The sequence below is a fragment of the Rubinisphaera margarita genome (assembly GCF_022267515.1).
Taxonomy (GTDB): domain Bacteria; phylum Planctomycetota; class Planctomycetia; order Planctomycetales; family Planctomycetaceae; genus Rubinisphaera; species Rubinisphaera margarita.
This window is the reverse complement of sequence record NZ_JAKFGB010000020.1, coordinates 157,553-172,300: the sequence shown is the minus strand read 5'-3', so window position 1 is coordinate 172,300 and position 14,748 is coordinate 157,553. Positions and strand designations below refer to the sequence as shown.

The window sequence follows — 14,748 nt, the reverse complement described above, 5'->3', positions numbered from 1 at the left end:
AGCTGCTGACCGTGGGCCCAGCAGGGCCCCCTTAAGGTCAGCTACGCAGCTTTCTTCGCAGTTTCCTCGCGGAAGGCATGTTCGGCGAAGACTTCCGTGCCTGAACGGCCGGATTTGTCGCGGACGCCGATCTTGCTGAGGAACTTGCGTCGCATAGTCCGGAACGGAACGGCGACGACGCGGTGAGCGCGGATGAACCATGGCTTCTCGGCGTATTTGGTCAGCCCGAGTTGATCGACCTGATCCGGCCGCAGCCGCTTGATATGCTTGGTCAGATGGTACAGATCGGCATACTGCAGCACCTTGAGAGTCGTGCCGGAAAAAGGCAGCTTCAACAGACGATCGGGCGCGGAGAAGTAGCTGATTTGAAAGTCAATCAGGTACGGATTCCCGTCGTCGCCGACGAGAATGTTCTCCCTCTTGTGCAGATCGACATAGGCGAATCCCCGTTCGTGGACCGCCTTGAGAATTGCGAGCAGTTGCGGAAAGAAATCGTCATTCACTTCTTCCTTCGCCCCGAGCGGATGCCCCGGCACGAACTGGTGGGCGACGACGTTCTTCAGCGTCTTGTTGTGCAGTGAAATTGTCTGACAGCCGGGAGCGATTCCCGGAATGCCGGCGAGTTGGTCGTAGGCGAATGCTTCGCGGTTGGCCAGGAAACGTCCGATCCATTTCGTGGTCAATCCGGCGACCGGCTGGATCCGGTTGAACTTGCAGACCGTGTCGAATTCCGGTCCCCGATACTGAGCGGTGGCAGCCCAGGAATCATGCTTGAAGATGTCGAGGCGTTCAAAGACCGTGCCGTCGATCACGATCTCCAACGGCGGTTCGTGATGACCCAGCGCACGGAACGTTGCGGGACGGGGTTTGACGGTCGAATTCATGAGTACGTCCACCTGGAGTTTTGACAGAACCTCGCGAGCAGCCGAGGCTTATAGAGCGCCCCGCCGAACAGGTCCAGTGCAGATTTCCGGGGATATTCTTACATCGCCAACTCAAGCCGTAGCGAACCGCCGCATCAATGGGGCGAAGAACGATTGATACCGGGCGGTGATGGGAGCTTCGAGACGAACCGCCGTGATTTCCGCGACTCCCGGCTCAGCCAGAGTCCTGCCATTGCGAAGCAGAGCCATAGCGGTCATCACGCTCGACTGATTCTCGAGCACGGTTTCCGGAGTCGCCTGCCAGATGATCTCCGGCACGTTATCCAGCCCCCCCAGATCGACCAGCACGATCTCCTCCCCAACAACGAAGACTCGCAGCTCGTCGTCCTTATGCCCGGGAGTCTGCAGGGTATCGTTCAGGAATCGCCAGGCGACCGTGACGCGGCCATAAATCTGATTCGGCAGCCCGGAGAGTTGTCCCGTCTCTTTCAGATACTGGACCGCCCTGCACTCCAAGGGGAGGAAGTGGCCGATTCGTTCCGCCTCGGCCGAAAACGCTTCTTCCAAAAAGGACTGATACGCCCGGCAGACCTTCTGCTCCATCTCGGGAAGCGGCCGTCGGTAGTAGAGCCCCAGTTCAACGAGCACCCCTTCAGCTTCTGGCGAATGCGGGGGAATACTGGCGTTCCAGTTCAGCAGCAAACCGAGCATCGCGGCGACGCGGCGATCGTCGGGATCGAGATCGGGCGGCATCAGTTCCCAGCCGGGCTTGTTCAACTCCGCCGGCAGCAGATCCTGGACAAGCTGCTGACATTCGCTCGGAGCGATCATCATCTGCAGTTTCTCACAGATCTGAATGTCATCCAGGCGGACGCGGATCTCTGTCAGCGACAGTTGCTTCACGTGGTACAGAAACGCAATCACACAGCGGAGGACATCTCGATCCTGAACCAGATCACGCGACTTCGTTTTCTGGCCGCTGCCAGTTTTCAGCGAGAACTGCAGGCCCAGATGCTCCTGCACCGATTTCCGCCACTGATCCGATTCCTTGCTCGTCCGACCGTGCGAGAACTCAAGATAGGCGTGCTCCAGCAACTCCAGAATTCGACGTCGTTCCTCTTCAGTCAGCATGTCGACATAGACGTGATTCCGCCCGATCGCCTTTCCGGCGGAGACAGCCCGGAAAAGCGTCAGGCGATCGTACTCGTTGCGAAGTTCGAGCCTCGTGATCTCCTTGAGAGCAAACTGCAGGCTCGCTCGCGAAGTCGGCAACATACTCACCATCTGTGAGATTTCGACTCCGTAAGCCCAGTTCGGATCGCGATGCCGGAAATCGCCGCCGTAGATCGCGGCCACTTCGTAACCGACCACACGAACCAGACTCTGCAGCAATCCAACAGCCTGCCGATCGATAATTCGGGACGCAAACTTCCGGGCTCCGTACTTGCCGAGTTCTGTCGCCCCCCACCAGATTCCCAGTGTGAGTGGATTGACGCTCGTCACCATACGGCCGAAGAAAAGTCCTTTGGAAGCCCAGTCGAGATAGGGCGAGGCTTTCGTGTAATGTCCGTAAGTTTTGATGGCTTTCCGGACCGTGTCGTAGGTTGTCTGGATGTCGTAGGATTTCAAATCAATCGGCAGTTGGTCCATCACTACCAGAAGATGCAGACCGATTCGATTGAGCGCCCGGGCCAGCTGTTCGGGGGTGGTTCGCAGCAGCGGATTATCCAGCCCCGGCTTGTAGACCTGCGCAATCTGAATCGCCAGTGTCAGCATGTCTTCGCGAAACAGATGCAGATCGAACTTCTGAGCGGGCGCGTAGTAGTTCGTGCGGATCTTTTCATAGATCGTCTCAGCCTGAGTCTCCAGAATCTGTGCGACCTTGCGATCGTGCTCGACGATGCGGTCCCGCTCCGCCCGCGACATGGTGTGCGACGCGGCGAACTGCGTTTCGAGCGGTTCGGAGCGGGAATCGCGGAGGTCGATCAACTCGGGGGTGTCGAGCCATTCATGAATGACTCGAAAACGGTCGGCCACTTTGCGGGACATCTGCTCCAGCCGGGCGGTTTCGGCTTCGATCTCCCGGCGAATACGAACCCGATCTTCTTCAAAGTCGCGTTTCGCCTGCTGAAGATCGTTCAGCCCGGGCATGGTCATCTTGTCCAGATACCGGTGCCGCGTCCGAAGGACGAGAACGAGCAGCAAAATCTGCATCAGGATGACCAGCCCCAGCGCGAGATACGACCAGACGGCGGAGACCGAATCGTTCAATAACACGGCGGCGAGGAGCGCCGTCGCGGCCACGGTTGAGGTGAGAGTGATGGCTGTGCTGACACGAAAGAGCATGAGTCATCCGGGAAGAATTGTCCGAGAAACCGCTGCGGAATCGAGCTTCGTCCGTTACCACCGCACCAGCTGAAATGGTAGAGTGAAGGCACGATCTGATCCTGCTCCCAACTCTCTATTCCGAAGGATATCACAATGAAGATGTACCGCCATGCTGAATTCGCCCGACCGTTCGCTCTGGCTGTCGCCTGCCTGTTTCTGGGAATCACGCTCGGCAGCACGCAGCCGGTGATGGCTGATGACGTGAACGTCGGCGACGATGCCCCCAAGTTTTCCGCCAGAGATGATCAGGGCAACGTCTGGAAGTCCGAGAATCATGTCGGCAAGAAGATCCTCGTGGTCTATTTCTATCCGGCCGACATGACGGGTGGCTGTACGAAGCAAGCCTGCGGCTTCCGTGACGACATGGCTCAGCTCCAGGGAGCCGATGTCGAAGTGGTCGGTGTCAGCGGCGATACCGTCGAATCGCATCAGCTCTTCAAGAAGGTCTACGATCTGAACTTCACCCTGCTGGCCGATACCGAAGGGGAAGTCGCCAAAGCGTTCGGCGTGCCGACCCGTCCCGGTGGAAGCATTGAACGAACCGTCGACTCACAGAACTTCGTGCTGACTCGTGGAGTCACGGCGAATCGCTGGACGTTCGTCGTCGACAAGAACGGCAAGGTGGTTCACAAAGACACTTCGGTGAACGCAGCAGCCGACAGCGAAAAGATCATGCAGGTCGTGCAGAAGCTGAAGTAAGCACGAGTCCTCAACCCGATTTCCACATGGCCACGCAATCGCGTGGCCATGTTCGTTTCCTGTGCACGTGCTGGTTTCAACGAACGCCTCTTAACCCGACATCGGCCTACTCTGGTTGACCGACCGGCAGTGGCGGAAGCTGCTGCAAAGGGACGGCTCGGACTTCTGAGTGTCCCGTATTCCGCGATTTCTCGACCCAGCGTGCGGGCACAACCAGGCTTAATGAGGCCGGGAGAATCGAGACCTCACACGCTGTATGCCCAATCGATTCTCCGTCCGCCTGAAAACGAACTGGCTGGTCGGCATCGATCGACAGGGAAGTCGTCAAAAACCGGCGGATCTTCGTGGATCGAATCGAACGGGTGAGAAACCCTTGAATCGAGTAACTGATCAGATCAACGGGCCGGGCTGATGCGAACAGGCAGACACTCAGCAGACCGTCATCGTGACGGGAATTGGGATTCACCGGCAGATTCGAGGCGTACCGGGAGATGTTCGAGACCACCGCCATGTCACACTCAGCAGGTTCTGGCAGGTCCGGCGACGTGACTGTTAATCGATACCCCGGGAACGTGCGGATCGTTTTCCAGATCGGCCGAACGTAGTGCAGCTTGGTGATTCGCCCCGAGCGGGCCAGATGAGCCTGATAGATCACTTCGGCATCGAATCCACAACTGGCCATTACTGCAAAGCGATGCTTGTTGACCATGCCGACATCCATCGGCTCGATATGTCCCTCGGCGATCATCTCGGCGACTTCGCCACCATGACGCGGCATGTCGAAATACTTGGCGAGCAGGTTCTCCGTTCCCATGGGCAGCACAGCCAGCGGGACGCCGGGATAACGGTTGATCATGTCGTCGACAGTGCCATCTCCGCCGGCGGCGACAATGCAGCGAGTCTCTTTGCGGAAGGTCTCGTTCTCGAGTTCCTGCTTGAGCGCATCACGATCGGTGAAGACACACGGCTCCAGCCCAAGCTCACTCAGACGTTTGGTCAGCCGCATCAATTGCGGTTCGCGCAGGCCGGACCCGGAGTAGGGGTTCTTCGAAATCACGACCTGTTTCGGATGGTTGCTCATCTCTCCTCACTCTCCCGGAATCCGTCTTCATTCTGACGGCTCTTCCGTGTCGGTCAAATCTGGACGATAGTGGAGAGCGGCGAAAACGCCAGACCGAAAAGCCGTTCACCGGCGACAGGACGCTTAAATTCCCACGATTTCGAGGACTCGATCAGCGGATCGTTGTGTCGTCCCCGTCGGCCGGCTGTTGTTCTTTCTGTTCAGCCGATTTCACCTCGTCAGCCGCTTTGGAGCCGATTGCAGCCGCTGTGGCGAACGAACGCACAGGCTGATAAATCGCGGCTGTGCGAGGGTAATCGCGAATCACTGCGATGTTTCGATCGCCCCACTGAGCCGAAACGAGATGATAGCTTCGGGGATCACTGGTGTTGCGTGCGGCAACAGAGGTCGGACTGAGTCCTTCTTCCGACTGGGTTTCATCGGAAAAGGCGAGCTGAATCGGGTTGGCATCGCCGTACTGCAGGTCGAGTTTCAACTGAGGGAATGCCGAGGGCCCGGTCACGTATCCGCCGAAATCGGCCACTTTGGGGAACCGCACGACATCGATATCGCCGTGGCGAGTATATTCCCCTGCGACTTTGCTGCCGTCGTCCCGCACGAGAGCGAGTTTGCTGCGATCGATCCGCCAGACCGGATGGCAGGCCATGATGACATCGTCGTTGCCGAAGCCGAGTTGCGGATAGATCCGCACGGAGGACGCCAGCGCCGTCCAGACAATCGGGGGAGTTTCCTCTTCCGAGAGTTGCGATGCGAATCGAATCAGTACCGGCGGCGGCACATGGGCCAGTGTTTTGCTGTCGGACAGACGACGGGCCAGCTGGGTATTGTTTCCGGTATCGTGGTAGAACGTAAGCAGCGTGACGGTACTCTGTTCTTCTTCGAGTCCGACATCGAGATTGCGTAGAATGGCGTCTTCAGCCGCAGCCAGATCGCCGGCCCGCTGCAGAATGCGGGCACAGGCCAGATTCGCTTCCCAGACGTCAGTCGAATACGACAGCGCGTTTCGGGCGGTCTGGACGGCGTCGCCTTCATTGAGATACGACTGAATCACAGCCTGATTGGCGAACGCACTGGCCAGCATGTCATCCCGACGGAAGTGATGCGTGCCCAGGTGCTCGAGCTGGCCGTAGTCGCGGAGGGAAGCGACCAGTTCTCCGGTGGCCTGATGAGACCGGGCCAGATAGTACCAGTACGGGGGGTAGCATTCCATGAACGGTTCCATCCGCTGGAGAATGCGGAGACGCACCTCCGGATTGGGTTCGTTCATCGCGATTTCCAGCTGATCCAGATCAGTGGAACGAACCAGCCAGCGGTCGGGGATCTGATGCTCCTGACAGAGCTTCCAGAAGGTATCGAGGAAGTGAGACGACTTCTGCACAACCGAGTTCACCCGAGCTTTTTCGAGCTTGAAGACTTCGTTGTCCCGCGTCCATTTGAAGTTGCGGTAATCCCACCAGCTCGCCGCTCCGGTCCGAACCGCTCCGATGTACTGAGCCGTCAGCAGATCGAGGCCCACGGCGAGCGAATCGAACGCCAGCTCCTGGCGCAGCGACCGCTTGTATTTGACGTCGAACAGCTCGGTCTCTTTTTCACTGAGCTGCATCTGCCCGATTTCGTCGAGCACTTCGGTATAGAGCCGAATGATCTCCGGATTCTTGATGCCGCTCAGGTTCAGATTATTGAGAATCTTCTCCTGCTCTTCGTCCATCACCTGCTGCGTAGGGTACTTGCGAATGCGATGGAAGGACGCTCGGCAATAGTTGAGCGCGACGGCGATATCCCGCCGTTTCTGCAGCTCTTCGGCTTCCTGGTCGACGTCGACCGCAGCCGGCAATTCGGGCGGTGAATCCTGAGCCGACCCGGGCGAGGTGAGCGCGCAGAGGGTCAACATCGAGAAAACGAGTCGTTTCTTGAATCCGTCGAGCGAATCGAAGGGTAGAAAATGCGGGAGGAAGATCCGTTTCATGATCCTGTTCTTCGTGAGAAACAGAAAAAAGTTCGGTGAAGACGAGGAGGTCACGCGGGCGGGATGAGCCGGGAGGTTATCGCGGAATTGGGATTGACCGCTACCCCATTCTAGCAGAAATTGAAGAAGGTCAGCTCCACGAACTGGGAGAAATACGACAACTGCGGCGTAGCCGCGTCTGTTAGAGCGAACAGCTGACCTGCGCAGTTCAGCGCTGATTCACCGGGCAGGGAAACGGGTGCTCTCAGCAAAACTTTCAGTGATTGAACGATTAGGCGACCGGGATCGATCAGTTAAAATTCGTCGCGCCTCATGATCCCAAGAACGCCGCCACCCGTTATACTCAATGCACCTGCGTTCCGGTGAACGTGATACTGCAGCGCAGGTGGATGGAAACCAGACGCGACACGCTACTCTAAAAAGGATTTCGCAATGCGTATGATGTACCGACTGGGACTTTGCTGCCTGAGCTTGCTGTTAATCGTTCCGAGCGTGAAGGCGGCCGACGGGCCCGAACTGATCCCCAGCTCATCAGCAGCCGTGATCAAGCTGATGGCTCCGCAGAAGACACTGAAGCAGGCTTCGAGTTTCATCGACTCCGTTCAACAGGGCTATGGCTCGATGGTCCTTGGCCAGGCGGGCATGCTCGGCGTGGCCATTTCCAACCCCACGATGCAGGGTGTGGATCAGAGCCGCGACTGGTGGGCCGCCGTCTTCGTTCAGGAAGATGAAGATCCAGCCGTGGTCTTCGTGATTCCCGCCACGGATACCGACGCGATGTCCGAAGCGCTCGACAAATCGTACTCATTCGTCGCTCACGATGATTATGGCATCTACAGCGATGACGAAGACGCGATCGAAACGATCAAGAAGCACCTCGAATCCCGCACGTCGGAATCAGCCGCCGCTGTGGCCTCGGAAGAAGTTGTCGGGATGTTCGAGAACTCTCACATCGCCATCGGCGTCAACCTGGTCGTCCTCAAGGAGACCTACAAAGACCGGCTCGACGAGATGCGGGAAGAAATGATGGAAGGGCTCTCTGAAGCCCAGGGCGAAATGCTCGAAGTGCCGGGCGTGAATTTGGAATTCCTGACCGACCTGCTGGGCAAAGCCGCCGACAAGCTCGTTGTCGCTGTCGAAGATTCTGAAGGCTACTGTCTTTCGGTCACACTCGCCGCCGACGGCTTTGAACTCGAAGAATACCTGCAGTTTGCTGAAGGATCCCGTGCGGCCAAATTCCTGAAGGCTCACCCGGCTTCGGAACCGAAGACACTCAAGAAACTCCCGGCCGACCAGTTGGCCTACTGGAGCATCAATGGCGACCTGACCGGGTTGAATGCCTGGGGCATGGGACTGCTGCCGCAGATGCTGGAGATGGATGATGAAGAAAAGGCCAAATGGGAAGGTCTGAGCAAGGACATTAAGGCCGTCAAGTTCCAGGACAGCAGCGCGTCGTTCTCTCTGGGCAATCTCGAATCGGGTCTGCTGCGAACGGTTGTGACCGGCTCAGCTTCGCCCAGCGACAAGTTCCGGGCCTTCCTGGCAAAGACGGCTGAGCTGATGGACGGACTCGATATTTCCGGCGTGAAGCAGGAAATGAGCCTCGAGAAATCGCACGAAGAGATCGAAGGCGTTGATGTCGACCTGCTGACCACTCGCCAGATTGTTGATGACAATCAGCAGTTCGGTGGACTTCAGGCTCAGATGAATCAGTTCCTTTATGGTGGCGACACCATCGAAACCCGAATTGCGTACCTCGAAGACGGCACCTACATCCAGACGATGGGCGGTGAAACCGAAGCGATGGAAAACGCGATCGAGGCTTACAAAGCCGGAGCGGCCGGAGATGACGAAGTGCTCACCCGCGACCTGGCTCCGCTGGGGAAAGCGAACTTCGTCGCGCTGATTGACCTGCAGTCGATGATTAAGCAGGCTCTGGAAATCGCAGCCGATGCTCCCAATCTGCCGCCGATGCCGTTCGATCAGGAATCGCTGAAGGATCTCGAAGTTCAGCGCAGCTACATCGGTATGTCGGTCAGCACAACCGATCGGGGCTGTTCCGGCCAACTCCGGATTCCGATCGAAACCTTCCAGGCGGGTGCCTCGATGGCTGCGTTCTTCCAGCGCATCCAGGGTGGTAACGCCTTCTAGGTTTCAACCGGAGAGGATTGTGAGCTTTCGACAAGCCTCTTCGACCGAATTCTGACAACTTAATGCGAGATTGCCGAAATCTGTGCGGCAATCTCGTTTTTTTTACGTCGTTAGGTTAAAACAACAGATCAGTAGTATTGAATGAGAAGTTCGGGCTCGACTTCGAAAAAACGACCTTAAGTGAATGGAACCGCTGCATGATTCGACTGACTCAAACTCTCCTGCCAATGATTCTGTTGTTTGGAACCGTCCAGATCGGCCTGGCCGAGAAGGTGGAGAAAGGTTTCTTCTCCCTGATGCCCAAAGAGGGCAAGCACCTCTGGGAAGACAGCATCATCGTGACCGACCAAGGGTACCTGGACGGCGATGGCTGTTACATCGGCCAGGAATTTGACGACTTCGTTCTCCGCTTTGAATTCAAGCAATCCCCCGGCGCCAACAGCGGCATCGGGATTCGTTCGGCTCGCGGGCAGAACGCTGCCTACAGCGGAATGGAGATTCAGTGCCTGGAAGATTCCCATCCGAAATACGATGACATTCAAGACTGGCAGCACCACGGTTCTGTCTACGGAATCGTCGCCGCCAAACAGGGATCCCTGAAACCACCGGGGGAATGGAACACTCAGGAAATCGTCGTCGATGGTCGCCACATCAAGGTGACGGTCAATGATCAGGTCATCGTCGACGCAAACCTGGATGAGGCCGCCCCGGACGGGAAATCAATCGACGGCAAGGAACATCCGGGCCTGAAGCGGGACTCCGGTTACCTGCGCCTCTGCGGCCACGGCGGTGGGGTTCAGTTCCGCAAAATGCGTATCAAACCTTTATCAGAATAGTTCTCAACCTCAAAGGAATCGGCTGTCTCCAGATGCACAAATGGCTATTCTGGAATAGCCGATTCCTGTTTTTAGAGCTTGTCCGAAAACCTGTTGACTCACCTCAGTCGAAGAGGTTTTCGGATCAGCACTAAGACCCGAGACAATTCTGTCCTGAAGCCAGGCACTCTGTATCGCCAGAGGACTCCTTTCCCACATCCAGTCAATCAGTCGATTGAAGTTCGTTATTCCGTTCCAGTCTTTCGCTCGGAGGAAATTTCAAGATGCCAGTAATTCACGCCAATCGAACTCGCAGGGGCTTCACGCTGATCGAGCTCCTGGTCGTCATCGCGATCATCGCCATTCTGGTTGCTCTGCTCCTGCCCGCTGTTCAGCAGGCCCGCGAAGCCGCCCGACGCAGCAGCTGTAAGAACAACCTGAAGCAGCTGGGGTTGGCGCTCCATAATTACCACGACACCCACAAGACGTTCCCGCAGGGAGCAATGGGTCAGCCGACAGTCGGCTCCGGTGAACAGCGACAAACCAACAACTTCAGCTGGCATGTGCAGATCCTGCCGATGATGGAAGAAAGCGCCCTGCACGATCAGTTCGATTTCGATCTGTTCTACGACGTCCAGGTCAACGAAGACGCGGCCATGAACAAGGTCGACGGCTATTACTGCCCGAGCGCCCGCAACGTCGATCATGAATCCAACGAAGCCGGCCAGTGGGCCGTGCATTATCTGGGAATCGCCGGCCCATTCGGCCCCATCGCTGGCACCAGCCCCACGCGAAATCATGAATTCGCCGGGAGCAGCACGAACAGCCACGGCGGGATCGCGAAATGCGGAATCCTGACGATGAACGAGAACCGAAACTTCTCGGATATTGTCGACGGCACAACCAACACTCTGCTCGTGGGGGAATATTCGGGACGTCCGGAAACGAACGGCACCAAAACCTTCCGTCCCTGGCATCAGGGAGCCAGCAGCTCCGGGGCTAACGCGGCCATGTACTGCTGCAAGAATGTGAAACAGACGATCAACCAGCGACCTTCCACGTACATCAGTGCCGATCCGCTCTGGAAGTTCAATGATGTCGGGGCCAGCAGCCAGCACGATGGCGGAGCTCAGTTCCTGATGGGAGACGCCAGCGTACGCTTCCTGTCGCAAAACATGGACTTCGAAACCTACAAAAACCTCGCCGACATGCAGGATGAGATGGTGATCGGCGAGTTCTAGAGCAAATTCAAGATTCGACTGCAGGCGTTTGCCGGGTCAAACTCAGCACGGCAGGGGATTGGCGCCCAGGCGACTGCAGGAGAAGCATGAAAATGCTCTAATCCGATGGCCTCCACTCTGAACGCTCACACAGACTTCCGGAGCGCCCCTCGGACGCTCTGGAAGTCTTTATCAACCGGAAGGAAGAAGATGCACACCTTGAGAGTTGTCGCCTGCCTGGCGTTGACTGCAACTGTTGTCGGCTGTGGCGGAAGCTCGGTCGACATTTACGACTATTCCGGCACGGTGACTTACAAAGGCCAGCCGATCACCTACGGACAAATTGAGTTTGTCCCCGATGCCGAAGGGGGGAACACCGGCCCTAAAGGGTACGCCGAGATCGTGGACGGAAAGTACGATACGGGGACGGCTCCCGGTAAGGGCGTGACCGGCGGTCCGTATCTGGCTCTGATTACCGCCTACGAGAAACGTCCCGAACAGGTCGAAGACGAAACTGTGGAGGTCGAACCGGTCACGACCTACTTCATCGGCTACGAGATGAAGCAGGATCTTCCGAAAGACGACGCGGATAACGTCGACTTCGCTGTTCCGGAGGAAGCTGAAGGTGTAAACCGCTACGAAGGCGAAGATCCTCGCCGCCGCCGAGCAAACGAACCATAAGCGTTTGGTCCCGAATCGAAAAGTCCCCGCATCTCCGGAAGAGGCGGGGACTTTTTTTTGTGGAGTCCACCCGGGTGACTGAGGCGATCTCAACCTCGGACGCAAACGAAGGCCGCAAACCGGGAAGACCTTCCTCACGCGATTCCCGTTGAGAATCGAACTCACCGGACGCTAGAGCAAACTCAGCATTGCAGAATGTTGGCGCCCATGCGGCTGCAGGAGAAGCATGAATGCTCTAATTCTTCTTCAGTTGCTCACTCGTATCCTTTCGGAACGAGAGAGGCTTCCGTTTGTTGGTCACAGGCTTCAGCTGCTTCTTGGAAAGCCGATCGACTTCTTCGGCCAGACGGAACCATTCGCTGGCCATCGCTTCGACGCGGTCGGGATGTTGATCGCTCACGTCGTGCAGTTCCGTGCGATCGTTTTTCAGGTTATAGAGTTCCCACTTCCCGAGCTTGGCCGAAACCAGTTTCCATTCGCCCTGACGCAGTGCCCGGTCGGTGCTGAAGTGAAAGTAGAGCGTCTCGTGCGGCTCGCGCTGCTTGCCGGCGAAGATCGGCCGCAACGACTTCCCCTGCAGCGGATCGATGTCGCGATCTCCGATCTGTTCGGGATATTCGGCAGCGGCGATATCGACGAACGTTGCCATGAAGTCGATCAGATGTCCCGGCTGATCGGTGATGGAATTCTTCTCGGCTTTCAATCCTGCCGGCCAATGGACGATCAACGGCGATGAGATCCCGCCTTCATGCTGATTCTGCTTATACAACCGAAACGGCGTGTTTCCGACATGAGCCCAGCTGGCATCGTAAGTCCAGTAAGAGGCGGGATCCCACGGCTTCAGATTGCGGCCGCGCGTTCTCTCGAAGGGACAGGCTCCGTTATCGGAACAGAACAGGAACAACGTGTTTTCGAATTCGCCGGTCTCCTGCAGATGACTCACCAGTCGGCCAACATTCTGATCAAGCACATCGACCATAGCCGCGAAGACTTCCATCCGATCCGCTTCCCATTGCTGCTCCTCCTGAGAGAGTGAATCCCAGGCAGGCACATGCTCCGGACGCGGGCTCAGTTCCCACTTCGCCGGCAGCAATCCCATTTCGAGCTGACGGGCGTGACGTTCCCGGCGCACCTGATCCCAGCCGGCATCGTACTTCCCGTCGTACTTTTCAACGTCCTTCTGAGGAGCCTGCAGCGGGTAGTGCGGTGCATTGAAAGCGACGTAAAGCAGGAACGGATCCTCGGTCTTCCGCATCTCATCGATGAACTGGATGCCATAATCCGCGATCGCATGCGTGGTGTAAAACGGACGTCCGTTGAGTTTCGCGGGTACGGTCCATTCTTCGCCGTTCAACCGGAAGGTGTCATCGCCGGTGAAGAAATTCGTCGCTCCGGAAAGATGGCCCCAATAACGCTGAAAACCGAAGTCAGTCGGCTGCTGGCTCAGATGCCACTTGCCGACCATAGCCGTGGAGTATCCGGCAGGCCGCAGGACTTCGGCGATCGTGGCTCCGCGTGAGAGCTTCTCGCTTCCCGCCTGATCGCAGTAGAGCCCGGTGAGCAGCGACACTCGCGAAGAATGGCATTTGGCCGTGTTGTAGAATTGGGTGAATCGCAAACCGTCTCCAGCGAGTCGATCAAGATTCGGCGTCTCGATCTCCGAGCCGTAACATCCCAGATCGGCAAACCCCAGGTCATCGGCCATGATCAGCACGATGTTCGGACGGGGCTCCGCTGCGGTTGACTGCGATACAAGAGTCAGCGGCAACAGCAGGAAAGCGAGAATTCGCAGCATGGGTTTATCCTTAGAGCCATTGAAGGTAACCATTTCGTCCGCGCTAAATGGAGCGTTTCAGGCGACAGATCGCTTTCACCCGGACATACGGTTAAGCGAACGCCGATGGGACGTCTCGGTATCTTGCAGGGTTGAGAGAGAGAATTCAATCATAGCACTTCCATGTCAGGCCCCTTGTTGTCGATACGGAATGCGTTACGTTGAAGAGAGACCCCCGAGAAGCCTCATCCGCGCAGCGGTGGAATGGAGTACTGATGGAATCGACACACGAATGGTCGGAACAGACTCAGCAGATCCACGATCACTATGAGTCACTCCTGGCCGAGAATTACAGCTGGATGCTCGGCGACTTCGACGAGCGAGTGAATCAGGCTTCAGAACTGTTCGACAGCCTGAATCTTCCGACGCAGGGGACTGCCCTGGATCTAGGTTGCGGTTCCGGCATCCAGACGATTGCTCTGGCGCGCCGCGGGCTCAGCGTCACTGCCGTTGATGTCAGTTCGACGCTCCTGGAGGAGGTCCGAGAGCGCAGCGGTGATCTTCCCGTCGAAACCGTACAGGCAGACTTGCTCCGTCATGCCGGACAGTCCGAGGCGGCTGATCGGTTCGACGTCATCGTCTGCATGGGTGACACGCTGACTCATCTGCAGTCGACCGCAAAGGTTTTCACCCTGATCGAGCATCTGCGCGACTATCGGCTCAAAGAAAACGGGCGCCTCGTCTTTACGTTCCGGGATTTGTCAGAAGATCGCAGTGGAACCGATCGCATTCTCCCGGTGCGAATGGAAGAGGAAAAACTGATGCTGACGTTCCTGGAGTATCTGCCCACTCGTGTCAGCGTGCACGACATGATTCTGAGCAAAACCGCCGAGGGGTGGGACCTGCAAAAATCGAGCTACAACAAGCTGCGTCTTTCGCTCGCTGATATCCGTGCCACGTTGATCGCCTACAAGTTCGCCGTCGATCGGGAAGAAGAAAGCAACGGCCTCTGTACCATCGCCGCCACGTTGCCAGAACAGGGCTAAGCAAACTCCCAATCTGAAGCATTTGCGTGGGATGCCGTGCTAC

The 14,748-nt window shown here is 57.2% G+C and carries 11 protein-coding genes; 6 read left to right on the top strand and 5 right to left on the bottom strand.

What is annotated here, in order from left to right; genetic code table 11:
- Nucleotides 1-41 precede the first annotated feature (41 nt).
- Together L1A08_RS19350 and L1A08_RS19345 are read right to left on the bottom strand one after the other, a co-directional pair.
- Nucleotides 42-884: a hypothetical protein gene (locus L1A08_RS19350; RefSeq protein ID WP_238758178.1), complete on the bottom strand. Its 843-nt coding sequence runs from the start codon at nucleotides 882-884 to the stop codon at nucleotides 42-44.
- 111 nt (nucleotides 885-995) lie between these two features.
- Nucleotides 996-3,230 carry a hypothetical protein gene (locus L1A08_RS19345; protein WP_238758177.1) on the bottom strand — a complete coding sequence of 745 codons (2,235 nt, stop codon included), beginning with the start codon at nucleotides 3,228-3,230 and terminating at the stop codon, nucleotides 996-998.
- Nucleotides 3,231-3,365: 135 nt separating this feature from the next.
- Here L1A08_RS19345 and L1A08_RS19340 point away from each other — a divergent pair, with 135 nt between their 5' ends.
- Nucleotides 3,366-3,971, top strand: a complete 606-nt coding sequence (locus tag L1A08_RS19340; RefSeq protein WP_238758176.1) for a peroxiredoxin — start codon at nucleotides 3,366-3,368, stop codon at nucleotides 3,969-3,971.
- A gap of 106 nt (nucleotides 3,972-4,077) precedes the next feature.
- On the opposite strand, the gene L1A08_RS19335 is transcribed toward L1A08_RS19340, so the two are convergent.
- Together L1A08_RS19335 and L1A08_RS19330 are read right to left on the bottom strand one after the other, a co-directional pair.
- Entirely contained in the window at nucleotides 4,078-5,052 is a 975-nt protein-coding gene (locus L1A08_RS19335; protein ID WP_238758175.1) for a diacylglycerol/lipid kinase family protein, read from the bottom strand.
- Nucleotides 5,053-5,203: 151 nt separating this feature from the next.
- The gene (locus L1A08_RS19330; protein WP_238758174.1) at nucleotides 5,204-7,018 is read right to left on the bottom strand and encodes a hypothetical protein; all 1,815 of its coding nucleotides are present in this window, start codon (nucleotides 7,016-7,018) and stop codon (nucleotides 5,204-5,206) included.
- A gap of 432 nt (nucleotides 7,019-7,450) precedes the next feature.
- On the opposite strand from L1A08_RS19330, the gene L1A08_RS19325 reads away from it, so the two are divergent.
- From L1A08_RS19325 to L1A08_RS19310, 4 genes are all read left to right on the top strand, one after another.
- A complete protein-coding gene (locus L1A08_RS19325; protein ID WP_238758173.1) occupies nucleotides 7,451-9,169 on the top strand; it encodes a hypothetical protein in 1,719 nt (572 codons plus the stop codon).
- A gap of 197 nt (nucleotides 9,170-9,366) precedes the next feature.
- Nucleotides 9,367-10,005, top strand: coding sequence for a 3-keto-disaccharide hydrolase (locus tag L1A08_RS19320; RefSeq protein ID WP_238758172.1), 639 nt, complete (start codon nucleotides 9,367-9,369; stop codon nucleotides 10,003-10,005).
- A 263-nt stretch (nucleotides 10,006-10,268) separates the two neighbouring features.
- Nucleotides 10,269-11,225: a DUF1559 domain-containing protein gene (locus L1A08_RS19315; protein ID WP_238758171.1), complete on the top strand. Its 957-nt coding sequence runs from the start codon at nucleotides 10,269-10,271 to the stop codon at nucleotides 11,223-11,225.
- A 189-nt stretch (nucleotides 11,226-11,414) separates the two neighbouring features.
- A complete protein-coding gene (locus L1A08_RS19310) occupies nucleotides 11,415-11,885 on the top strand; it encodes a hypothetical protein (protein WP_238758170.1) in 471 nt (156 codons plus the stop codon).
- A gap of 235 nt (nucleotides 11,886-12,120) precedes the next feature.
- On the opposite strand, the gene L1A08_RS19305 is transcribed toward L1A08_RS19310, so the two are convergent.
- Entirely contained in the window at nucleotides 12,121-13,680 is a 1,560-nt protein-coding gene (locus tag L1A08_RS19305; protein WP_238758169.1) for an arylsulfatase, read from the bottom strand.
- Nucleotides 13,681-13,934: 254 nt separating this feature from the next.
- On the opposite strand from L1A08_RS19305, the gene L1A08_RS19300 reads away from it, so the two are divergent.
- The gene (locus tag L1A08_RS19300; RefSeq protein WP_238758168.1) at nucleotides 13,935-14,705 is read left to right on the top strand and encodes a class I SAM-dependent methyltransferase; all 771 of its coding nucleotides are present in this window, start codon (nucleotides 13,935-13,937) and stop codon (nucleotides 14,703-14,705) included.
- Nucleotides 14,706-14,748 lie beyond the last annotated feature (43 nt).

Excerpts from the sequence above, each read along its gene's own strand:
- L1A08_RS19330 (WP_238758174.1), bottom strand. The coding sequence starts at position 7,018 with ATGAAACGGATCTTCCTCCCGCATTTTCTACCCTTCGATTCGCTCGAC.
- L1A08_RS19320 (WP_238758172.1), top strand. The coding sequence starts at position 9,367 with ATGATTCGACTGACTCAAACTCTCCTGCCAATGATTCTGTTGTTTGGA.
- L1A08_RS19340 (WP_238758176.1), top strand. The coding sequence starts at position 3,366 with ATGAAGATGTACCGCCATGCTGAATTCGCCCGACCGTTCGCTCTGGCT.
- L1A08_RS19305 (WP_238758169.1), bottom strand. The coding sequence starts at position 13,680 with ATGCTGCGAATTCTCGCTTTCCTGCTGTTGCCGCTGACTCTTGTATCG.
- L1A08_RS19310 (WP_238758170.1), top strand. The coding sequence starts at position 11,415 with ATGCACACCTTGAGAGTTGTCGCCTGCCTGGCGTTGACTGCAACTGTT.
- L1A08_RS19335 (WP_238758175.1), bottom strand. The coding sequence starts at position 5,052 with ATGAGCAACCATCCGAAACAGGTCGTGATTTCGAAGAACCCCTACTCC.
- L1A08_RS19345 (WP_238758177.1), bottom strand. The coding sequence starts at position 3,230 with ATGCTCTTTCGTGTCAGCACAGCCATCACTCTCACCTCAACCGTGGCC.
- L1A08_RS19300 (WP_238758168.1), top strand. The coding sequence starts at position 13,935 with ATGGAATCGACACACGAATGGTCGGAACAGACTCAGCAGATCCACGAT.
- L1A08_RS19325 (WP_238758173.1), top strand. The coding sequence starts at position 7,451 with ATGCGTATGATGTACCGACTGGGACTTTGCTGCCTGAGCTTGCTGTTA.
- L1A08_RS19350 (WP_238758178.1), bottom strand. The coding sequence starts at position 884 with ATGAATTCGACCGTCAAACCCCGTCCCGCAACGTTCCGTGCGCTGGGT.
- L1A08_RS19315 (WP_238758171.1), top strand. The coding sequence starts at position 10,269 with ATGCCAGTAATTCACGCCAATCGAACTCGCAGGGGCTTCACGCTGATC.